This is a genomic window from Caulobacter sp. GW821-FHT12D05 (assembly GCF_058807295.1).
Genome location: NZ_JBXAQO010000003.1, coordinates 884,262 through 905,073, shown reverse-complemented (window position 1 = coordinate 905,073; position 20,812 = coordinate 884,262). Strand labels below are relative to the sequence as shown.

Annotated in this window: 15 protein-coding genes; 9 read left to right on the top strand and 6 right to left on the bottom strand. The window is 68.6% G+C overall.

Translation table 11 applies throughout. The features are described from left to right. Positions 1–72 precede the first annotated feature (72 nt). Entirely contained in the window at positions 73–531 is a 459-nt protein-coding gene (locus tag AC1RRR_RS17120) for an Lrp/AsnC family transcriptional regulator (protein ID WP_492814950.1), read from the top strand. Here AC1RRR_RS17120 and chrR read toward each other — a convergent pair. From chrR to AC1RRR_RS17100, 4 genes are all read right to left on the bottom strand, one after another. Further along, positions 528–1,166 carry a cadmium/peroxide/UV radiation responsive anti-sigma factor ChrR gene (gene chrR / locus AC1RRR_RS17115; protein WP_492814948.1) on the bottom strand — a complete coding sequence of 213 codons (639 nt, stop codon included), beginning with the start codon at positions 1,164–1,166 and terminating at the stop codon, positions 528–530. The two genes, AC1RRR_RS17120 and chrR, sit on opposite strands and share 4 nt — an antisense overlap. Beyond that, positions 1,163–1,723 carry a sigma-70 family RNA polymerase sigma factor gene (locus tag AC1RRR_RS17110; protein WP_492814946.1) on the bottom strand — a complete coding sequence of 187 codons (561 nt, stop codon included), beginning with the start codon at positions 1,721–1,723 and terminating at the stop codon, positions 1,163–1,165. Before AC1RRR_RS17110 ends, chrR begins: the two co-directional genes overlap by 4 nt. A 90-nt stretch (positions 1,724–1,813) precedes the next feature. After that, entirely contained in the window at positions 1,814–2,581 is a 768-nt protein-coding gene (locus AC1RRR_RS17105) for a DUF1365 domain-containing protein (RefSeq protein ID WP_492814944.1), read from the bottom strand. Between the two features lie 2 nt (positions 2,582–2,583). Then, positions 2,584–3,945 carry an NAD(P)/FAD-dependent oxidoreductase gene (locus tag AC1RRR_RS17100; protein WP_492814942.1) on the bottom strand — a complete coding sequence of 454 codons (1,362 nt, stop codon included), beginning with the start codon at positions 3,943–3,945 and terminating at the stop codon, positions 2,584–2,586. 112 nt (positions 3,946–4,057) lie between these two features. Here AC1RRR_RS17100 and AC1RRR_RS17095 point away from each other — a divergent pair, with 112 nt between their 5' ends. The 4 genes from AC1RRR_RS17095 to AC1RRR_RS17080 are packed head-to-tail and all read left to right on the top strand — an operon-like array spanning position 4,058 to position 6,678. Then, positions 4,058–4,459, top strand: a complete 402-nt coding sequence (locus AC1RRR_RS17095) for a DUF2177 family protein (RefSeq protein WP_492814941.1) — start codon at positions 4,058–4,060, stop codon at positions 4,457–4,459. A 40-nt stretch (positions 4,460–4,499) separates the two neighbouring features. Beyond that, entirely contained in the window at positions 4,500–5,504 is a 1,005-nt protein-coding gene (locus AC1RRR_RS17090) for a glycosyltransferase family 2 protein (RefSeq protein ID WP_492814939.1), read from the top strand. Next, positions 5,504–5,962 carry a GtrA family protein gene (locus AC1RRR_RS17085; protein WP_492814938.1) on the top strand — a complete coding sequence of 153 codons (459 nt, stop codon included), beginning with the start codon at positions 5,504–5,506 and terminating at the stop codon, positions 5,960–5,962. Before AC1RRR_RS17090 ends, AC1RRR_RS17085 begins: the two co-directional genes overlap by 1 nt. After that, the gene (locus AC1RRR_RS17080; protein ID WP_492814936.1) at positions 5,950–6,678 is read left to right on the top strand and encodes a class I SAM-dependent methyltransferase; all 729 of its coding nucleotides are present in this window, start codon (positions 5,950–5,952) and stop codon (positions 6,676–6,678) included. The genes AC1RRR_RS17085 and AC1RRR_RS17080 overlap by 13 nt, the downstream gene beginning before the upstream one ends. 14 nt (positions 6,679–6,692) lie before the next feature. Here the strand turns inward: AC1RRR_RS17080 and AC1RRR_RS17075 are convergent, their stop codons facing one another. Then, the gene (locus tag AC1RRR_RS17075; protein WP_492814935.1) at positions 6,693–8,855 is read right to left on the bottom strand and encodes a DUF6311 domain-containing protein; all 2,163 of its coding nucleotides are present in this window, start codon (positions 8,853–8,855) and stop codon (positions 6,693–6,695) included. A gap of 160 nt (positions 8,856–9,015) precedes the next feature. On the opposite strand from AC1RRR_RS17075, the gene AC1RRR_RS17070 reads away from it, so the two are divergent. Both AC1RRR_RS17070 and AC1RRR_RS17065 read left to right on the top strand, forming a co-directional pair. After that, the gene (locus AC1RRR_RS17070; protein WP_492814934.1) at positions 9,016–9,552 is read left to right on the top strand and encodes a hypothetical protein; all 537 of its coding nucleotides are present in this window, start codon (positions 9,016–9,018) and stop codon (positions 9,550–9,552) included. A gap of 92 nt (positions 9,553–9,644) precedes the next feature. Continuing rightward, positions 9,645–10,778, top strand: a complete 1,134-nt coding sequence (locus tag AC1RRR_RS17065; protein WP_492814932.1) for an alkaline phosphatase — start codon at positions 9,645–9,647, stop codon at positions 10,776–10,778. A 172-nt stretch (positions 10,779–10,950) separates the two neighbouring features. On the opposite strand, the gene carB is transcribed toward AC1RRR_RS17065, so the two are convergent. Beyond that, entirely contained in the window at positions 10,951–14,250 is a 3,300-nt protein-coding gene (gene carB / locus AC1RRR_RS17060) for a carbamoyl-phosphate synthase large subunit (RefSeq protein ID WP_492814930.1), read from the bottom strand. 310 nt (positions 14,251–14,560) lie between these two features. Between carB and AC1RRR_RS17055 the strand changes: the two genes are divergently transcribed. Continuing rightward, complete coding sequence (locus AC1RRR_RS17055) at positions 14,561–17,449, top strand: hypothetical protein (RefSeq protein WP_492814928.1); 2,889 nt, start codon at positions 14,561–14,563, stop codon at positions 17,447–17,449. A gap of 119 nt (positions 17,450–17,568) precedes the next feature. Beyond that, the gene (locus AC1RRR_RS17050; protein ID WP_492814926.1) at positions 17,569–20,775 is read left to right on the top strand and encodes a hypothetical protein; all 3,207 of its coding nucleotides are present in this window, start codon (positions 17,569–17,571) and stop codon (positions 20,773–20,775) included. Positions 20,776–20,812: the final 37 nt, after the last annotated feature.

The following is a 20,812-nucleotide window of genomic DNA, read 5'->3' as shown; positions in this document are numbered from 1 at the left end:
TGTCCTCGTTTGCGCGGGCGATGGCGAGCGGGCTAGAACAATGTTCCGATCCAGCCGCCACAGACAGAACGAATGTCCATCCTCAGCCGTGTCGACCTGTCGATCCTCCGCATCCTGGAGGCCGACGCCCGCATCTCGTTCGCGGCCCTGGCCGAGCGGGTAGGCCTGTCCAAGTCGCCCTGCTGGTCGCGCGTCCAGGCCCTGGAAAAGCAGGGCGTCATCACCGGCTACCGCGCCCGCATCGACGCCAAGGCCGTCGGCAAGGGCCTGACCGTCTACGCCCTGGCCACGGTCGAGTTCGCCCGCGCCGAGGCGTTCGAAGCGGCCGTCCTGCGCCACCCGGCCATCACCGAGTGCCACTCGACGGCCGGCGACGGCGACTACCTGCTGCGCATCGTGGCGGCCGACGTCGCCGACCTGGACCACCTGCTGCGCAAGGACCTCAGCCAGCTGCCCGGCGTGCAGCGCTATACGAGCACGGTGTGCATGAAGGCGATCAAGCAGGACGGGCTGCTGACGGCGGGGCTCTAGAGTTTCACGAACGGCGCCAGCCAGCGGCCCAGCCGCCCCGGCAGCTGGATCTGGCCGTCCAGGGCCGCCACGCACAGGCAAGGCTTGGGCGAGACCACCCGTTGCTGGTGAGTGATGCTGGCGTCGGCTTCTTCGAAGTCGCCGGGTTCGAACACGCCGTCGTTGGTGGCGTAGGCGCCTTCGATCACGCAGGTCAGTTCGACGCCGCCGTGGGTGTGGACCGGGGTGCATTGGCCCGGCGCGATGCGCAGCATGATCACCCGGCTGTCGCCGTCGCGAGGGCCCAGTACGTCGCGCACCTGCACGCCGGGGCCGACCCAACGCCAGCGGCTCAGGGGGAAGTGGCGCAGCGGTTCGGGGAGCGTGGGGTCACTGCCCTTCACGATCTCCGGCGCCGGAACGGGCGTGGCCATGTCCAGCCGCGCCAGGACGTCGTCGCGCGCGCGCTCGTTCAGGGCCAGCGGCGCCAAGTCGTCCAGCATCGCCCCGCCGACCGCCTCGCCCAGCTGGGTCCAGGCGCGGCTCTGCGGGCGCAAGGCCAGGTGGGTGGCGACGACCACGGCTTCGGGCGGACTGAGGGTCCCGGCGGCGTAGGCGAGGAGACGCTCCTCGCTGGGCAGGCGGCGCAGGCTCATGACCGGCCTCCCGCTTCGCGCTCGATGAAGGCGCGCAGCTTCATCATGCCGAACCGGATCCTGGCCTTGATGGTGCCCAGCGGCACGCCCAGGGCTTCGGAAATCTGGGTGTGGGTCTGTTCGTGGAAGAAGGCCATCTCGATCGCCTGGGCCTGGTCGGGGTTGAGGGAGGCCATGGCGGCCCGGACGCGCTGGCCGTCCTGCACGCCGGCCAGGATGGCGTCAGGTTGGGGCGGGTCGTCGCCGGGCGGGGCCTGGTCCTCGGCATAGACGGCGCGGTCGCTGCGGCGGATGCTGTCGATGCGCAGGTTGCGGGCGATGGTGAAGATCCAGGCCGCGGCCGAGGCGCGGGTGGGATCGAACAGGTGGGCCTTGCGCCAGACGGCCAGCAGGGTCTCCTGCGCCAGTTCCTCGGCGGCCACGGGGTTTGAGCCGGTGCGGACCAGGAGCGCCTTCACACGCGGGGCATAGTGGTCGAACAGCCGCACGAAGGCCTCGCGATCGCCGTCCAGGGCGATCCGCGTCACGCAGCCGTCGAAGTCCCGCGAGGCGCTCACCGCGCGGGGTCTCCGGATGCCTGAGGAACGTGCCTGAATCGCATGCATGGCCATGATACGGGACGAAGCCAGGATTGGACTAAAAACAGCTCACGCCGGCTTTCCCAGCGTGACGGGGTGAGCGGGCGGCGGCGGGCGGCGGCGCAGGCCGATGCCGCGCGCCAGGATGCGGACGGCTTCCCAGTGGATGCCGGCGATGACCTTGAAGCTCAGCAGCGGGTGGCGCAGCCAGGCCTTCAGCAGGCCCGCGTCGGTCAGGGCCGAGCGCTGGCCCCAGAAGGTAGCGGTCAGTACGGGATCATCGCCCCGACGGACGCCGACGGTGACCGACACCGCCTCGCCGGGCGGGCTGATCTCGAAGTCGTAGGCCAGATCCATGTCCATGAACGGCGAGACGTAGAAGCGCTTGGGCGCGGTCTGGCGCACCATTGCGCCTTGGACGGGGACCGCCGCCAGATAGCTGTGCCGCTCACCGAAGGTGTTGCGCACCTCGTAGAGGATCGCCGCCAGCTCGCCGTCGGCGCGATGGCAGAAATAGAGGCTGAGCGGGTTGAAGCCGTAGCCCAGGATGCGCGGCATGCAGAGCAGCCGCACCGGGCCGTCGGCGACGATGCCGGCCTCGGCCAAGACGCCCTGCGCATAGGCCTTGAGGTCGCTACCGGTACGGTCGCCGTGGTCGGCGGCGCGGAACGACAGCAGGCCGAAACGCCCGGCGGCCAGCAGCTTCAGCCGCCCCAGCACCGACGACAGCTCGTCCAGGTCCAGCAGCAGCATGAAGATGCGATAGCGCAGCCGATGGCGGCGCGGCGAGAACCGCGCGTGGGTCACGACCCCTTGGTACAGAGCCGAGGCGCCCATGGTCAGGCGGCCCTGGCGAACTCGACCAGGCCCGGTCCGGGTCCGACGAAGATCCGGCCGCTCTCGTCGTCGACGGTCCAGGGCCGGCGCACGCCGCCCAGTTGCTCGGCCACCGCCAGACCCGATTGCAGGCCGTCCTCGTGGAAGCCCGCCCCGAACCAGGCCCCGCAGAACCAGGCCCGGCGCACGCCTTGCAGCGCCCACAGGTCGCGCTGGGCGGTCAACGCGGCGGCGTCATAGTGCGGGTGCTCGAAGCTGCGGACCTCGTGCACCAGTTCCTCGCGGGGCTGGATGTGCGGGTTCAGGGTGACGAACAGCGGCGGGGTCTGGGGCAGGCTTTGCAGGTGGTTCATCCAGTAGCTGACGCAGCCGCTGGCGGGGTCGTCGCGGCGACCCAGATGGTTCCAGCTGGCCCAGGCCATCCGCCGCTGCGGCATCAGGCGGCGGTCGCGGTGCAGGACGACCTCGTTGGTTGTGTAGCGGAACGCGCCCAGCAGGGCCTGCTCGCGGGCGTCGGCGTCGGCCAGCAGCGACAGGGTGGTCGGGGCGTGGGTGGCGAACACCACCTGGTCGAAGCCGGTCTCGCTGCCGTCGGCCTCGAGGATGCGCACGCCATCCTCGGTGCGACGCACGGCCTGGATGCGGGCCGACAGCCGCAGGCGGCCGCTGAACGCGCGCTCCAGGCTTTCGACATAGCGCCGGCTGCCGCCGTCCACGGTGCGCCAGCTGCGGCGACCGACGAAGCGCAGCAGGTCATGGTTCTCGAAGAACCGGATGAAGGCCGCCGCCGGGTGCTCGCCAGCCCCTTCGATGCTGGCCGACCAGATCGCCGCCGCCATCGGCAGCAGGTGGTCCTGGCTGAGCGCCGCGCCATAGTCGTTCTCGCGCAGGTACTCGCTCAGCGACACCACCGGGTCGAGCGTCGCCAGGTGCCCCGGCGCGGTGCGGTAGAAGCGGTGCAGGTCGCGCAGCATCGACCAGAAGCGCGGGCGCAGCCACGCCCCCGGCTGGGCGAACAGCGAGGCCAGGCTCTTGCTGCCATATTCCAGCGCCCCGTCGTCCAGCGAGATGGCCAGCGACATGTCGGCCGGCTTGGTCGGGACGCTCAGGTGCTTAAACAGCGCCGTCAGGTTGGGATAGTTGACCTCGTTATAGACGATGAAGCCCATGTCGACCGGGATCGGGCCGCGCGGCGTGGCGACCTCGACGGTGTGGGCATGGCCGCCCAGGCGGTCGCCGGCCTCGAACAGGGTGACGTCGTGGCGCTGGCTCAGCAGCCAGGCGCAGGACAGGCCCGATATGCCGGCCCCGATCACGGCGATCCGCTGCGGGGCAACTTTGGAGTCGGACGGGCCAGCCTGCATCGGAAGTCTCCCTGGTTCGAAGACGGTTACGGGCGAAGCCGGCGAACGGATGGATGCATCCGATCGGTTTTTTGGCGCGTAACCCTCGCATCGTCCCCGGATGGAGTTCGTCATGAGAATGCTGGCCGCCTATGCCGCCTCGCTGGTCGCGTTCGTCGCGCTGGACTTCGTGTGGCTGAGCCTGATGGTCGAGCGGATCTATCGCCCGGCCCTTGGCGACCTGCTGGCCGCCAAGCCCCGGATGGGCGCGGCCGTGGCCTTCTACCTGGTCTATGCGGTCGGCCTGGTGGTGCTGGCCGTCGCGCCGGCGCTGAAGGAGGCCAGCCTCTCCCGCGCCGCCGTCGGCGGGCTGGTGCTGGGGGCGGTCGCCTACGCCACCTACGACCTGACCAATCAGGCGACCTTGCGGACCTGGTCGACGAAGCTGACCCTGGTCGACATCGCCTGGGGCGCCGTCGCCACCATGCTGGCAGCCATGGTCGGTTACGCCGTCGCGCGGCTCATCGCGAAGTAGACCCCTCCCCCTTTGCCCGCAACGCGGCTAAACCAGAGCTATGGTTCAGTCGCCTATACCCGTAGTCGTACCCGCTCCGGTCACGCGTACCCGCGCCGGCAAGCGCCTTTCGATCGTCGCCCCCTGCTATAACGAGCAGGAAGTCCTCGACCTGTTCTTCGACCGGATCGAGGACGAGCTGGCCAAGCTGGGCGTCGACTACGAGATCGTCTGCGTCAATGACGGCAGCCGCGACCACACCCTGGCGGTGCTGCTGCGCCATCACCAGCGCAACCCGAAGATCAAGGTCATCAACCTGGCCCGCAACTTCGGCAAGGAGACCGCGATGTCGGCCGGGCTGGACGCCACGACCGGCGACATGGTGGTGCCGATCGACTGCGACCTGCAGGACCCGCCCGAGTTGATCGGCCAGTTCATCGCCGCCTGGGAGAACGGGGCCGACGTCGCCTATGGCGTCCGCGTCGACCGCAGCGCCGACAGCTTCCTCAAGCGCCTGACGGCCCAGGGCTTCTATCGCGCCTTCAACCGCCTGTCGGATGTCGACCTGCCCTACAACGCCGGCGACTACCGGCTGATGGATAAGCGGGTGGTCGAGGTGCTGCGCCAGCTGCCCGAGCGCAACCGCTTCATGAAGGGCCTGTTCGCCTGGGTCGGCTTCAAGCAAGAGGCCATCCCCTACGCCCGCCCCGAGCGCGCGGCCGGGACCAGCTCGTTCCGCTACTGGAAGCTCTGGAACTTCGCCCTGGACGGCATCACCTCGTTCAGCACCGCGCCGATCCGGGTGTGGAGCTATGTCGGCCTGATCGCCGGCGTGCTGGCGGCCCTGGCGGCGGCGTTCCTGGTGGCCCGCACCCTGCTGCAGGGCAACAACGTCCCCGGTTATCCGTCGTTGATGGTGGTGATCCTGACGGGCTTCGCGATCCAGATGCTGGCCATCGGCTCGCTGGGCGAATACGTGGCCCGCATCTATCAGGAGGTGAAGGGCCGCCCGCTGTACGTGGTCATGGACCGTCACGGCTTCGACGGCCAAGGCCCTGACGCGTGATGTCGCACAGTCTGCTGACCCCCGAGCGCCGGGCCTTCCTGGCCTCGGCCCTGCGGTATGGCCTGGCCGGGGTGCTCAACACCCTGGTCGGCTTCTCGATCATCGTGGCCCTGGACGTGGGCCTGCATGTCGATCCGCATCTGGCCAACGCCATCGGCTATGCGATCGGCATCTGCGTCAGCTTCCTGCTGTCCAAGTTCTTCGTGTTCAAGGCCCGCACGACCAACCGCTCGGCCCCGCTGCGTTACGCGGTCGCCGTGGGCGTCGCCTTCGCGCTGAACCAGGGCGTGCTGGCCCTGGCGACCCTGCTGCTGCCGCCGCACGGCGCGATCTGGAGCGTGGCGGCGCAGGGCGCGGCGGCGGTCAGCTATACCGGCGTGCTGTTCCTGCTGAGCCATTTCTGGGTGTTCGCGCACAAGGGCGCTCCGACCGACAAGGGGGCCGCATGGAACGCCTGATCTACGAACGCATCCGCGAGCTGGAGACCGAGCACTGGTGGTTCGTGGCCCGGCGCGGGATCCTGCGCCGCCTGATCGCCCGCACCGGCGTCCCGGCCGGCGCCCGGATCCTGGAGGTCGGCTGCGGCGCGGGCGGCAACGTGCCGCTGTTGCGCGAGTTCGGCACGGTCAGCGCCGTCGAGCCCGACCAGGACTCCCGCGAATACGCCGCCGAGCGCCTGGGCCAGCCGGTGGAGCACGGCCTGCTGCCCGACGGCCTGCCGTTCGCGCCCGAGACCTTCGACCTGGTCTGCGCCTTCGACGTGGTCGAGCATGTCGACGACGACGCCGGCGCGGTGGCGGCCCTGGCGCGGCTGGCCAAGCCGGGCGGAGCGATCCTGACCACGGTGCCGGCCTATCAGTGGATGTGGGGCCACCACGACGTGCTGCATCACCACAAGCGCCGCTACCAGCTGCCCGCCTACCGGGCGCTGTTCGAGAACGCGGGGCTGGAGATCGAAGCGGCCACCTACTTCAACACCCTGCTGTTCGCGCCGGCGGCGGCCCAGCGCGTACTCAAGCGCCTGCTGGGCGACGAGAGCGCCGACGACGCCATGCCGCCGGCGTGGCTGAACAAGGCGCTGACGGCCGTCTTCGCCCTGGAAGGCCCGCTGGCGACGGGCGCCGGCCTGCCGTTCGGCATGTCGATCGCCGTGGTCGCCCGCAAGAAGGCTTAAGAGCAGCCCGCCCCCTACTGAGCCAGGCGGATCTCCTGCACCGCCACGCCCAGCATCCGCGGGTCCATGCTGGACACGCGGGCGTCAGGGACGTCCAGCGTGAACCGGATCGGCTGGCCCGGCTTGACCACGTCCTTGGGCACGGTGAAGCGGTAGAGGATGAAGGCGGTCGGATCGACGGCGTGGGTCTCCAGGCGCCGCCCCTCGGCATACAGGGTCAGGGCTTGGGGCCGCAGGGGCTGGTCCGAGAAGCCGATGGCGACGATGTCCACCTGGAACGGGCCGGGCTTCAGGGTCGCCGGCGGCGTCAGGGTGAAGGTCGCCTTGTGGGCCAGGGTCCAGATGCCCTTGCCGCCCGGATCCAGCTTCGACCAGCCTTCACCCAGCACCGGCGCGGTCAGCGGCTGGTCCAGACGCACCGACAGCAGCTGGGCCTTGGCGCCCAGCTGGCCGGGCTCCATCGGCTCCAGCCCGGCGATCCCGCCCAGGTCGCGGCCGCACAGCACCCCGCGCTTGAAGCGGTAGCAGTCGTGGCGCTGGTTCACGGTCTCCAGCACCCCGCCCTCCATCGCGCCGCCGCCCATGATCACGGTGATGCGGCGATCGCCCGGCGCGGCGTCCTGGACCAGGGTCGGGTCGATGACGTCGCAGGGCAGGTCGTTGTTGCGGGCGGTGCCGAAGGTGTTGGTCGTGCCGCCGCTGCGGGCCGCCGTCCTCACCAGCTGGGCGACGCCGCGCAGGTCCAGCGGCGAGTTCGAGCAGAAATAGGTCGGGCGGAACGTCCAGGTCCGGCCGCGGATCGCCGGGGCGTTGATCAGGGCCTGCGGGATGTCCAGCTCGTCGGGGACGGCGAAGGTCGTCCGCACGCCCTGGCGCACCGGGCTGCTGTCATAGGCCTGCACGGCCAGGGCTGCGGCCAGGACGGCCAGGCCGACGCGTCCCGGCAGGCGGGCGACGGCGGCGATGCCCAGGGCCAGGACCAGATAGCCCGGCGCCCAGAAGAACCGGCCATGGGCGCGGAAGATCGACAGCAGGTCGGCGACCTTGCCGTCCGGCTTGGGGAAGGTGACCAGCAGCGCCTTGCCGGCATAGACCGACCAGCCGATCGACCAGACCGTCAGGACCAGCATGGCCAGGATCAGCGGCGTCCAGCGCAGCCAGAAGCCGGGCTCGGGGCGGCGGCCAGCCAGGCGGTCGCGGATCGCCAGGCCCAGCATGGTCGCCACCAGCAGCAGCGACCCGACGCCCAGGAACTGGAAGCCCTCGAAATACTCGCCGTTCGGGGCCAGGGTCCCCTTGAACCAGGCGCCGGTCCAGGTCTGGCCGAACAGGTTCGAGCCCTGCGGCCACACGGGACCCAGCAGGTTCATCGCGTAATAGCCCAGGCCGTCCGCGCCGGCGGACACTTGGGCCGCGCCGACATAGCCCAGCACCACGGCCGAGGCCGCCACGGCGGCCAGCACGGCGACGGCGGCGATGGCGACGCGCTTCCACGCGCCGGCCCGGCGCTGCAGCAGCTCCGACAGCAGGGCCGCGCCGAAGCAGGCGGCGATCGGCGGCAGGTGGTAGGCGTGGACGCCGGTGGCCAGCGCCGCCAGGGCGGCGAACCACCCGATCCGGCGGGGCGTCAGGCCCTCGCGCACCGACGAGACGGTCACGCTCAAGGCAAACAAGAGCAGCCAGTGGCCGCACAGGGCGATATGGCCGAACTGGCGGGCGATCCAGCTGGGGAACAGCAGCGCCAGGAAACCGCCCAGCACCAGGGCGACCCGGCTCTTCACGCCCAGCGACCGCAACAGGGCGATCATGCCCCAGGCCTGCAGCGGGTAGCAGAGCATCAGGAAGACGCCCAGCGGGTTGAACACCGGCCCCAGGCCCGAGGCCTTCAGCACCAGGGACAGCCAGGGAATGCTGTCGCTGAACACGATCGACACCGGCTTGGGCGTCAGACCCGAGATCATGGTCAGGGGGAAGCCCCAGGGCTGGCGGACATAGGCCTCGTAGGCCGTGGTCATGGCCAGCATGTCGTTCTTGGGATTGCTCCAGAACTTGGCCGAGGCCAGCGGGATGTCGAACCCGAACATGAAGCCGCACAGCAGGATCGGCACGATCGTGACGATGGCGGCGAAGGCGAGCGTCTCGATCTGCGCGCGCGAAAGCTGGCTTGAAAGACGCATGGATTCCCCCGGTACGAGGGTCGCTGCATAGCATTGAACCCAAGGTTGGACACCCCCGCGCCGGAGGTCGCCCCACCGTCGACGCCACACACAATTACGATTGTAATTAGTTTAGACTTGTAATCTCATAAGCACGACGCTGATCAGGGGAGACGACGTCGTGGCGATCAAGGACTTCGGGACACGCAAGGTGCGGCGCTCGTGGGTGGCGCTGGCCATCTCGACGGTGGCGGTGGCCGGGACGCTGTGGGCGATGGCCTTCACCGGCGTCGACTTCCTGCAGTTCGAGCGCGAGAACGCCCTGCTGCCCCCGCCCTCGGCCGAGCAGGCGGCCCGCTACCGTCCCCGGGCCCAGGCCGAGTGGCGCATCGTCCACGCCAATCTGGAGACCCGGCTGGACCAGCGCAGCCCGCTGGAGCTGGGCGCGGTGTGGGCCACGCGAAGGGGCCAGATCTGCGGCATCGTCAACGGGCGCGGCAGCTTCGGCGGCCTGTCCAGCATGGTGCGGTTCTACACCGTCGACCAGCGCCCGGTGTTCCACCAGGACGTCGACCACATCCCCTTCCAGCACGCCTGGTTCCAGTGCCGGCGCGACCAGTATGTGATGCTGCACGCGGGCACGGAGGAGCCGGGGTTCTGCGGCAGCGAGCTGGGCCGGCGGCGGTGCTTCAACACCAAGGGCGGGGTCCGGCAATAGCCGGCCTCGCTGTCGCACTTCTTTCACACCAACCGCGCCCGGCAGCGGTTAGAAGGCCTTCCCATCGATACATGTTCGCTTGGGAGACGCCTATGTTCAGAGGTCTTTTCGCCGCCGCCTCGCTGCTGTCGCTGGCGCTCGCCTCCCCGGCGCTGGCTGAGGCTCCCAAAGCCAAGAACGTCATCGTCTTCCTGGCCGACGCCGGTGGGGTGCCGTCGGTCAACGCCGCCAGCCTGCTGGGTTATGGCCAGCCGCTGAAGCTGCACGTCCAGCAGTGGCCGAACCTGGGCCTCAGCGACACCACGCCGGTCGACCAGTTCGTCTCGGACTCGGCCAACGGCATGTCGGCGATCATGACCGGCGTGAAGACCCACAACGGCGTGATCAGCCAGGGCCCCGAAGGCGTGCGCGGCAAGGCCGACGGCGCGCCGACCAAGACCCTGCTGGAATACGCCGAGGAGCGCGGGCTTCGCACGGGCGTCGTCACCTCCCAGCCGATCACCGACGCCACGCCGGCGGCGACCTATGCCCACTCGAACGATCGCAACAAGTGGGGCGAGATCTTCCAGCAGGCCTTCAAGCCCCGCTTCGGCGACGGCGTCGACGTGCTGTTCGGCACCGGCCGCGCCAAGATCGGCCAGCAGCTGACGGCGGCGGGCACGGGCTTCGACCAGCTGGCCAAGGCCAACAACCGCCCGATCTACGCCAAGCTCGAAGACGCCCCGGCGGCCAACGCCCGCCCCATCGTGGTGACCGAGAACGACCAGATCGACACCCGCGCCGCGACCCTGCGGGCGCTGGACCTGCTGAAGGGTTCGCCCAAGGGCTACCTGCTGGTGGTCGAGTGGGACGCCCACACCGACGACCCGCGCGAAGGCCTGCAGCACATCGTCGACTTCGACAAGCTGATCGCCGAGATCGAGCAGCGCGTCGACCTGAAGGACACCCTGCTGCTGTTCACCGCCGACCACTCGTTCGGCCTGCAGGTCGACGGCGGCAAGCGCGGCGAGCCGCTGCTGGATGGCTATGACGCCTGGAAAGCCGCCGGCAAGGACGAGGATCTCATCCGGCTGAAGAACGTGATGGTCAACCGGACGCACACCGGTGAAGAGGTCGTCGCCCTGGCGACGGGCGCCGGGTCCGAGCGGGTGCGCGGCTACTTCCCGAACACGCACCTGTTCGACGTGGCGATGGACGCCTGGGGCTGGAAGAAGGACGGGAAGTAATCTCCTTCTCCCCTTGCGGGAGAAGGTGTCGGCGAAGCCGAAGGATGAGGGGTCGTACAAACGAAAACCGCCGCGGCAGCTGTGACGCTGTCGCGGCGGTTCTGTTCTGCAACCCCTCACCCGACCGCCTACGGCGGCCACCCTCTCCCGCAAGGGGAGAGGGGAAGAAGCCCTACTCCGCCGCGTAGCTCTGCAGCGGGCGGACGTCCAAGACTTCTTCCGGCGCCACGGCGATCGCCTGGGCAGCGGCCAGGGCGCCGGCGCTGGTCGTGTAATACGGCACCTTCATCATCAGCGCGGTCCGGCGGATCTCGAACGAGTCCTCCAGCGCCTGCTTGCCTTCGGTGGTGTTGAACACCAGCTGGACGCCGCCGTTCTTCATCACGTCGACGATGTGCGGGCGGCCTTCCAGGACCTTCTTGACGTAGTCGACCTGGACGCCCTGTTCGGCCAGATAGGCGCGGGTGCCTTCGGTCGACAGCACCGTGAAGCCGGCCGCTTGCAGCAGCTTCACCGGCTCGACGATCCAGGGCTTGTCGCTTTCCTTGACCGAGACGAAGGCCGTGCCCTTGCGCGGCAGCTTCACGCCGCCGCCCAGCTGGCTCTTGGCGAAGGCGCGGGCGAAGGCGGGGGCCATGTCGGCCTCGCCGTCGCGCTTCCAGTCCAGGCCCATGACCTCGCCGGTCGAGCGCATTTCCGGGCCCAGCACCGTGTCGACGCCGGCGAAGCGGGCGAACGGGAAGACCGCTTCCTTGACCGCGATGTGGTCGTAGGGAACGTCCTTCAGGCCAAAGCCCGCCAGGGGCTCGCCGGCCATGACCTTGGCGGCGATGGCGGCGACCGGCTGGCCGATGGTCTTGGCCACGAACGGCACGGTGCGCGAGGCGCGCGGATTGACTTCCAGCACGTAGATGCGCGGGTTCTCGCCGTGCGGCTCCTCGATGGCGAACTGCACGTTCATCAGGCCGCGCACGTTCAGGGCCAGGGCCATCTGCACCGTCTGGCGCTTCAGCTCCTCGACCGTCTCGGCCTTCAGCGAGAAGGGCGGCATCGAACACGCCGAGTCACCCGAGTGGACGCCGGCTTCCTCGATGTGCTCCAGCACGCCGGCCACGAACACGTCCTTGCCGTCGCACAGGGCGTCGACGTCCACTTCGGTAGCGCGGCTCAGATAGTGGTCCAGCAGGATCGGGTGCTCGAACGAGATCTCGCCGGCATTGGCGATGTAGCGTTCCAGGTGCTCGTGATCACGGATGATCTCCATGCCGCGGCCGCCCAGCACGTAGGACGGACGCATCACGAACGGGAAGCCGATCTTGTCGCCTTCGGCGCGGGCCTCGTCCCAGGTGCGGGCGATGGCGTTTTCCGGCTGGGCGATGTCGAGGCCGTTCAGCAGCTGCTGGAAGCGCTCGCGGTCCTCGGCCAGGTCGATGGCGTCCGGGCTGGTGCCCAGGATCGGCACGCCGGCCTCTTCCAGGGCGTGGGCCAGCTTCAGCGGGGTCTGGCCGCCGAACTGGACGATGACGCCGGCCAGCTCGCCCTTGCTCATCTCGACGTGCAGCAGCTCCAGCACGTCCTCGGCCGTCAGCGGCTCGAAGTACAGGCGGTCGGAGGTGTCATAGTCGGTCGAGACGGTCTCGGGGTTGCAGTTGACCATGATCGACTCGATGCCGATCTGGTCCAGCGCGAAGGCCGCATGGCAGCAGCAGTAGTCGAACTCGATGCCCTGGCCGATCCGGTTCGGGCCACCGCCCAGGATGACGGCCTTCTTGCGGTTCGAAGGCTCGCTCTCGCACTCGGGGATCTGACCCAGCGCGCCCGTTTCGTAGGTCGAGTACATGTAGGGCGTCGAGGCCAGGAACTCGCCGGCGCAGCTGTCGATGCGCTTGAAGACCGGACGGACCGACAGCTCCTGGCGCAGGCTGCGCACAGCGGCCTCGGTCGAGCCGGTCAGCTTGGCCAGGCGGGCGTCCGAGAAGCCTTGGGCCTTCAGGGCGCGGAAGCCTTGAGCATCCGTCGGCAGGCCGCCGGCCTTCACCCAGCCTTCCTGGCGGACGATCTCGGCGATCTGGCGCAGGAACCAGGGCTCATAGGAACAAGCGGCGTTGACCTCTTCCACGGTCAGGCCGTGGCGGAAGGCCTGGGCAATGACGCGCAGGCGGTCGGGGGTCGGCGTGCCCAGGGCGCGGATCACCGCGGCCTTGCCGGCGTCCAGGTCGTCGGCGCCGTGGATTTCGACTTCATCGAAACCAGCCAGGCCGGTCTCCAGACCGCGCAGGGCCTTCTGGACGCTTTCCTTGAAGGTGCGGCCGATGGCCATCACTTCACCGACCGACTTCATGGCCGTGGTCAGCAGCGGCTCCGAACCCGGATACTTCTCGAAGGCGAAGCGCGGGATCTTGGTGACGACGTAGTCGATCGAGGGCTCGAACGAGGCCGGGGTCGCGCCGCCGGTGATGTCGTTCTTCAGCTCGTCCAGGGTGTAGCCGACGGCGAGGCGCGCGGCGACCTTGGCGATCGGGAAGCCGGTGGCCTTCGAGGCCAGGGCTGACGAGCGCGACACGCGCGGGTTCATCTCGATGACGACCATGCGGCCGTCGGCCGGGTTCACCGCGAACTGAACGTTCGAGCCGCCGGTCTCGACGCCGATCTCACGCAGCACGGCGATCGAAGCCGCGCGCATCCACTGATATTCCTTGTCCGTCAGGGTCAGGGCCGGGGCGACGGTGATCGAGTCGCCGGTGTGGACGCCCATCGGGTCGATGTTCTCGATCGAGCAGATGATGATGCAGTTGTCCGCCGTGTCGCGGACCACTTCCATCTCGTATTCCTTCCAGCCCAGGACGCTCTCTTCGATGAGCACCTCGGTGGTCGGCGACAGGTCCAGGCCGCGCTCGACGATCTCTTCGAACTCTTCGACGTTGTAGGCGATGCCGCCGCCGGTGCCGGCCAGGGTGAAGGACGGACGGATGATCGCCGGCAGGCCGACGAAGGCCAGGCCTTCGCGGGCCTCTTCCATCGTGTGGGCGGCCTTGGACTTGGGGCTTTCCAGACCCAGCTTGTCCATGGCGTCGCGGAACTTCTGGCGGTCCTCGGCCTTGTCGATGACCTCGGCCTTGGCGCCGATCATCTCGACATTGAACTTCTTCAGCGTGCCGTCGGCTTCCAGCGCCAGCGCGGTGTTCAGCGCGGTCTGGCCGCCCATGGTCGGGAGCAGCGCGTCGGGGCGCTCCTTCTCGATGATCTTGGCGACCATCTCGGGGGTGATCGGCTCGATATAGGTCGCGTCGGCCACGTCCGGATCGGTCATGATCGTCGCGGGGTTCGAGTTGACCAGGATGATCCGGTAGCCCTCGGCGCGCAGGGCCTTACAGGCCTGAACACCCGAATAGTCGAACTCACAGGCCTGACCGATGACGATCGGGCCGGCGCCGATGATCAGGATCGAGGAGATGTCTGTTCTTTTGGGCATCGTAAACTCGCGCGCAGAGACACGGTCGCGCACATCCGCGCGCCCGCTGCCGACCATCTTGCAGGTTAAGCCGCCCGTTTAGAGACGGAGTCGGTCTGGCGCAACCCCGCATCTTATGAAGGGGTTAACGGCGACTTTCGGCGAGCGGCGTTCGCGGTCGAGGCTCCGTCTTGGCGCGCTCTCACCGCCCCACTTCGCGAGACGATCGGGAGCGACAGGACGTCGCACCGTCATAAACCCGCGATTGAGTTTCCCCTATGGCGCGATATGAACGGCCCAATGTCTGATTCTCGACACTAGGGGTGTCAATATGGCCTACACGCTGAAGCAGCTGACCATGGCCTGGACGGCCGCGAATGGCGGGATCGCGCCGAACGCGACGACCCTGGCGGACCTGGAGAATAGAGTCGCTCAGAACGCGGCGGGCGCCCTGACCGACGCCCAGGTGCTGGGCTTCGTGCTCAACAGCGCCGACAACAGCACCGCGCTCGCCGCGCTCAGCTACCAGTTCTTCACGGGCAAGAGCCCGACCAAGGACGGCCTGGCCTATCTGACGAACTCGCCGGACAACGACAAAGACCTGAACGACGCCTACTACGCCAAGTTCGGGCTCGAGAACCGCTACATCAACTTCGCCGGCAACCTGGGCATCGCCGGCGAGGGCAAGGACGCCTTCGCGGCCAAGTATGGCGCGATGGACATCGCCGAGTTTGTCGCCTCGATCTACGAGACCATCGTCGGCTCGACCTATGCCAAGGCCGCCGGGATCGACCCGGCCAAGGCCATCGCCGACATCATCGAACGCAGCTCCCTCATCTTGTCCCAAGCCATATTTTCCGGCGCGGTCAATCTGGCCACCATGAGCGGGCCCCAGGTCGTCTTGTACGTGAAGGCCGCCACCGCCGGCTACGTGCTGGCCGAAGCGATCAAGGCCGATGTCGGCATTTACGCCGCCGCCGCCAATAACTTCACGCTGGCCCTGGTCAAGGGTGAGGCCGTCTACAACACCGACCTCACCAGCACCTACAAGCCGACGCCGGGTTCGGGCTCGCAAGGCACGGGCCACGTGGTCGACACCGCCCCCCCTGACTACGGCCTGCCCGGCGGCCCGCCGGCCCCGCCGCCGCCGCCGCCGCCCGAGCCGGATCCGGTCGCGCACAGCTTCACCCTGACCACCGGCGCCGACACCTTCACGGGCGAAAGCCTGGCCGACACCTTCACCGCCACGCTGGGGACCGTCACGACGCTGAACGCGAACGACGTCCTGAACGGCGCCGGCGGGGACGACACCCTGACGATCACCAGCGACAACCCCGGCAGCTTCAGCTTCGTCTCGAACAAGATCAGCAATATCGAGCATGTGCGCCTGACCGCGACCGGCGGCGTCCCGCACCTGTACCTGGGCGGCATCGCCTTCACCGACCTGACGAACACCGGCTCGACCCAGGACGTGTACTTCCACAACGCCGCCGCCACGACCAAGCTGAACATCAGCAACACCAGCTCGGCCACCACCTTCGAGACGCCCAACACCGGCCTGAGCGGCTCCACCGACGCCATGACCCTGACGCTGAGCGACGTGACCGGCGCGGCCGGGGTCACGATCAACGATGGGAATGGCGCCCCCAACCAGTACGAGACGCTGAACATCGTCTCGAACGGGACGGCCAACGCCATCAAGCTGGCCACCGACACCCACCAGACCAGCCTGGCGACGATCAACATCAGCGGCGCCGCGCCCCTGACGCTGACCTTCGCCGCCGGCGGCGATCACATCGTCACCAGCGCCCGGACCATCGACTCCCACACCGCCACCGGCGGCGTGACGATCGGTGATGCCACCACGGCCCTGGGCGCGGCCAATCACACGATCACGCTGGGGACCGGCCGCAACGTCGTGTTCTTCGGCAACGGCGTGCTGAACACCAACGACACCGTGACCGCCACGGCGGGCACGAACGACACGCTGGTGATCACCGGTTCGGCGGTCACCTCCGGCGACCTGACCCACGTCACCGGCATCGAGACGTTCCGCTTCATGAACACCTCCGGCCTGCTGACCCAGGACGTCACGCAGCTGCCCGGCGGCGTGACCCTGGAGATCGACGGCTCCACCAGCGCCATCCTGTTCAACAACCTGGCCAACAACGCGACGGTCAACGCCCTGAACGCCTTCAGCCTGGGGATGGCGCTGGCCGCCAACACCGGCTCCGACGCCCTGACGGTGAACATCACGCCGGCGAGCACGGCGGGCGCGTTTCTCAAGACCATCACCAGCGTGACCGGTCTGGAGACCCTGAACCTGATGTCCAACGGCGCGGCAGGCCAGACCGCCGCCAACCAGATCGAGACCGACAGCGCCACCGCCGCTCACGTGCTGACGGGCAGCGCCGACCTGACCATCACCAACGCCCTGGCGACCGCCAGCCTCGACGCCTCGGCCTTCACCGGGAAACTGACGGCCACGGCCAAGGCCAGCGGCACCGCCTTCATCGGCGGGACCGGCGCCGACACCCTGAACGGCGGCGCGGGCAACGACACGTTCCAGCTGGGCGCCCAAGGGGCCAACGCCCAGTCGGGCGCCGACACCATCTTCACCAACGGCGGCAGCGACACCGTCATCTTCGTCGGCAACGCCCCGAACGGCACGGGCGCCGCCACCAGCCTTCTCGGCGCGGCCCCGTGGATCCGGGGGACCAGCGGGACCCCCAACGTCTCGAGCCTCACCACGCGGTTCAGCGCCGACGACCACGACTTCAGCCTGAAGAACTTCGCCGGAACCACCTTCACCGGCCTGGCCAAGGGCGCGGTCGCCCAGGGCCTGACGGCGGGCGACACCCTGGCCCTCTCTACCTACGGGAACAACGACGGGCCCGTCGCGGCGATTGCCAATCTCGCGTTCATCGGGCTGACGGGCACGGCCTCCCTGAACAACAGCGGCGACTTGAAGCAGCTGCTCAGCGACGCCATCGGCAACACCTCGATCACCGGCCTGGCGGCCGACGGCAACTATCTGGTCACGGTCTTCGACGGCGGAAGCAGCAACAAGACGCTCTTGTTCGTGGTCAACACCGGCGCCAGCGGCGCGGGCGACACGACGCTCAGCGCCGCCGACTTCACCGACACCGGCGTGGCCCTGATCGGCTATGTCTCCACGTCCGCCATAACGTCCGGCATGATCCTGGGGACGGCGTTCTGACGACAAATCAATGTCAGCGTGCGGACCGCCGACGGCGCTACGTCAGGTGACAACCGCCGCTCTTGAGTTGTAAGACCCCCACCGACGTCAAAACTATGATGCACGGTGGGGGAACACGCGTGGCCTATACATCCAAGCAGCTGACCATGGCCTGGACGGCTGTCCACGGTGGAGTCGCGCCGAACAGCGCGCTCCTGGCCGACCTGGAGAACCGCGCCGCCCAGAACGCGGCCGGGTCCATGACCGACGCGCAGGTGCTGGGCTTCGTGCTCAACAGCGCCGACAACAGCACCGCCCTGGCCGCGCTCAGCTACCAGTTCTTCACCGGCAAGAGCCCGACCAAGGAGGGCCTGGCCTACCTCACCAATTCGCCGGACAACCCCAACGACCTGAGCGACGCCTATTACGGCAAGTTCAATCTCGAGAACCGCTACATCAACTTCGCCGCCAATCTGGGCGTGGCCGGCGAAGGCAAGGACAGGTTCGCGGCAAAGTACGGCGCGCTGAGCTTCGCCGACTATGTCGCCTCGATCTACGAGACCATCGTCGGCTCGACCTACGCCAAGGCCGCCGGCGGCGATCCCGCGAAAGCCATCGCCGACATCGTCAGTCGCCAGGCCGCCATCCTGGCCACCGCCCAGGCCTCGGGCATGATCACCCCCGGCATGAGCCAGGCCCAGATCGACCTGGCCGTGAAGGCCGCCGCCGCCGGTTACCTGCTGGGCGAGGCGATCAAGGCCGACATCGGCCTCTACGCCGCCGCCGCCAACAACTTCATGCTGGCCCTGGCCAAGGGCGAGGCGGTCTACAACACCGACCTCACCACGACCTACAAGCCCGTCCCCGGCTCGGGCTCGCAGGGCACGGGCCACACGATCGACACCGCGCCCGACCAGTACGGCCTGCCCGGCGGACCGCCGCCGCCCCCGCCGCCAGCGCCGGATCCGGTGTCGCTCAGCTTCTCGCTCGTCGCCGGCCCACAGACCCTGACGGGCGACAGCGAGAACGACACCTTCTCGGCCACCAGCGCGACGTTCGACGCCGGCGACGTGCTGAACGGTCGTGGCGGGCGCGACACCCTGACGATCACCGCCACCGGCGGCTACACCGCGCCCGCCGCGACCGTCACCGCCATCGAGACCGTCAACATCAACGGTAACAACACCGTCACCGCCAACATCTCGACCTGGACCGGCGTCGAGACGCTGAACGTCACCTCGGTCGGCGCCGCCACGCTCACGGCGGCCACCACGGTCGACGTCACCCTGACCGCCAGCCAGCACGCGGCGGCGATGCTGAATGTGCAGGGCGGCAACGACGTCACCGTCAACGCCACGGGCACGACAACCGGCGCCATCACCGTCGGCGGCACGGTCGATCCGACCGGCGCGGTCAAGGTCAGCACCTCGACCAGCCAGGCCGCCAACCAGGGCCAGATCAACATCTCGGGCGGCACGACGGTCGAGGTCACCCAGACCGCCAGCAACACCGCCAACACCACCCACGGCAACGGCGCCGTGCGGGTCAACGGCCGGCTGGGAACCACCGAGGTCACCCTCGTCGCGCCCAAGACGGTCGCCGCCGCCCCGGGCGTCGCGGGCAACGCCGCCAACACCGTCCAGATCTTCGACTTCCAGGACGGAACCTCGGCCGTGAAGGGCTCGATCACCAAGGTCAGCATCGACGGCGCCACCACGGTCAGCATCACCGACAACGCCCTGTCCAACCTGACGCTGGCCCACACCACCGGCGCCATCACGCTGGACAACACCAGCGCCCTGGCCGCCCCCGACAAGACCACCACCCTGGCCCTGACGGTCAACGGCGTCAGCGCGCCCTCGATCTCCGACACCGGGGTCTACACCCAGCTGGACATCACCACCGGCGCCGAGGCCTCCAGCCTGGGCTCGGTCGGCATGGCCGCCCTGACGACCATGACCGTCACCGGCGCGGGCGACCTGAGCGCGAACGTCTCGGGGATCACGACCCTGACCTCGGTGGACGCCTCGACCAGCACCGGCCTCAACAGCATCACGCTGGACGGGACCCGGACGACCTATACCGGCGGCTCGGGCGTCGACAACGTCACGCTCACCAACACGACCGCGCTCAGCAAGGCCATCAACGGCGGCGCCGGGACGACCGATCAGCTGACGGTCAAGATGACGATGTTGCTCGCCATGAGCTCGACGACCTTCGCCAACAACGTCACCGGGTTCGAACGGCTGACGCTGACGAACCTGACGGGCTTCACCAGCCAACAATTCAACTTGATGGACCTGGGCGGCTACAACTGGGTCAGCAGCAACGGCCTCCAGTTCAACGCTCAGGACCTGTCGCTCAACGGCTTCACCACAGGCGGCACGCTGGCCATCCTGGACGACACCACCAACGGCTCCACCTACGTCCTCACCGGCGGCCCGGCCTTCATTGCCGGAACCAACGACGTGATGAATCTGGTCCTGTCGAAGGCCGGGCTGCTGACGGCGGGCACAGTGGCGCTAAACGACGTCGAGATCATCAACGTCACGACGGTCGACACCCAGGCGACCCCAACCAACCCGCTGCACACCCTGCGCCTGAACCTGTCGGCCGCGGCTCAGACGGTCAACGTCTCCGGCAACGCCGGCCTGGCGCTGACCACCTTCGCCACCAGCCTGACCACGGTCGACGCCAGCGGAATCACCGCTGGCGGCTTCACCTGGACGGCCAACACGCTGCTCAACGCGGCGACGATCAAGGGCTCGGCGACGGGGACCAACACCGTCAACTTCAACGCGGCGAACGGCGGGGTGATCACCTACACCGGCGGAACGGGCGACGACGTCATCTCCGGCGCCAATGGCCAGAACAACATCGTCAGCCTGGGCGCGGGGAGCAACAGCTACACCGGCGGCTCGGGCGACGAGACCATCACCGTGGGCAATGGCGCCAACACCATCACCACCGGGACGGGCGCCGACCGGATCAATGTCACGGCCGCCAACGCCAACAGCAACAGCGTCTTCACGACGATCACCGACCTCGCCTCGGGCGACAAGCTGGCGATCACCGCGCAAGGCGGCGCAGCGGCGGCCAGCGGCGGCATGGGCGCGATGATCACGGGTCCGGCGACACTGCAGGACTATCTGGACGCCGCCGCCGCGGGCGATGGCCACACGACCTCGGTCCTGAGATGGTTCCAGTTCGGGACCGACACCTATGTCGTGCTCGACAGCCACGCGGACGCCACGTTCCACGCGGGGACCGACATCCTGGTCAGGCTGACGGGCCTGATCGACCTGTCGACCTCGTCGGCCGCCGCCGGCGTGCTGACCCTGGCTTAGGGGCCAATCTTGCGAGGCGCCCCGCCTCACTATTTGT

Excerpts from the sequence above, each read along its gene's own strand:
- AC1RRR_RS17120 (WP_492814950.1), top strand. The coding sequence starts at position 73 with ATGTCCATCCTCAGCCGTGTCGACCTGTCGATCCTCCGCATCCTGGAG.
- chrR (WP_492814948.1), bottom strand. The coding sequence starts at position 1,166 with ATGAGCCTGCGCCGCCTGCCCAGCGAGGAGCGTCTCCTCGCCTACGCC.
- AC1RRR_RS17105 (WP_492814944.1), bottom strand. The coding sequence starts at position 2,581 with ATGGGCGCCTCGGCTCTGTACCAAGGGGTCGTGACCCACGCGCGGTTC.
- AC1RRR_RS17100 (WP_492814942.1), bottom strand. The coding sequence starts at position 3,945 with ATGCAGGCTGGCCCGTCCGACTCCAAAGTTGCCCCGCAGCGGATCGCC.
- AC1RRR_RS17095 (WP_492814941.1), top strand. The coding sequence starts at position 4,058 with ATGAGAATGCTGGCCGCCTATGCCGCCTCGCTGGTCGCGTTCGTCGCG.
- AC1RRR_RS17090 (WP_492814939.1), top strand. The coding sequence starts at position 4,500 with ATGGTTCAGTCGCCTATACCCGTAGTCGTACCCGCTCCGGTCACGCGT.
- AC1RRR_RS17085 (WP_492814938.1), top strand. The coding sequence starts at position 5,504 with ATGTCGCACAGTCTGCTGACCCCCGAGCGCCGGGCCTTCCTGGCCTCG.
- AC1RRR_RS17080 (WP_492814936.1), top strand. The coding sequence starts at position 5,950 with ATGGAACGCCTGATCTACGAACGCATCCGCGAGCTGGAGACCGAGCAC.
- AC1RRR_RS17075 (WP_492814935.1), bottom strand. The coding sequence starts at position 8,855 with ATGCGTCTTTCAAGCCAGCTTTCGCGCGCGCAGATCGAGACGCTCGCC.
- AC1RRR_RS17065 (WP_492814932.1), top strand. The coding sequence starts at position 9,645 with ATGTTCAGAGGTCTTTTCGCCGCCGCCTCGCTGCTGTCGCTGGCGCTC.
- carB (WP_492814930.1), bottom strand. The coding sequence starts at position 14,250 with ATGCCCAAAAGAACAGACATCTCCTCGATCCTGATCATCGGCGCCGGC.
- AC1RRR_RS17055 (WP_492814928.1), top strand. The coding sequence starts at position 14,561 with ATGGCCTACACGCTGAAGCAGCTGACCATGGCCTGGACGGCCGCGAAT.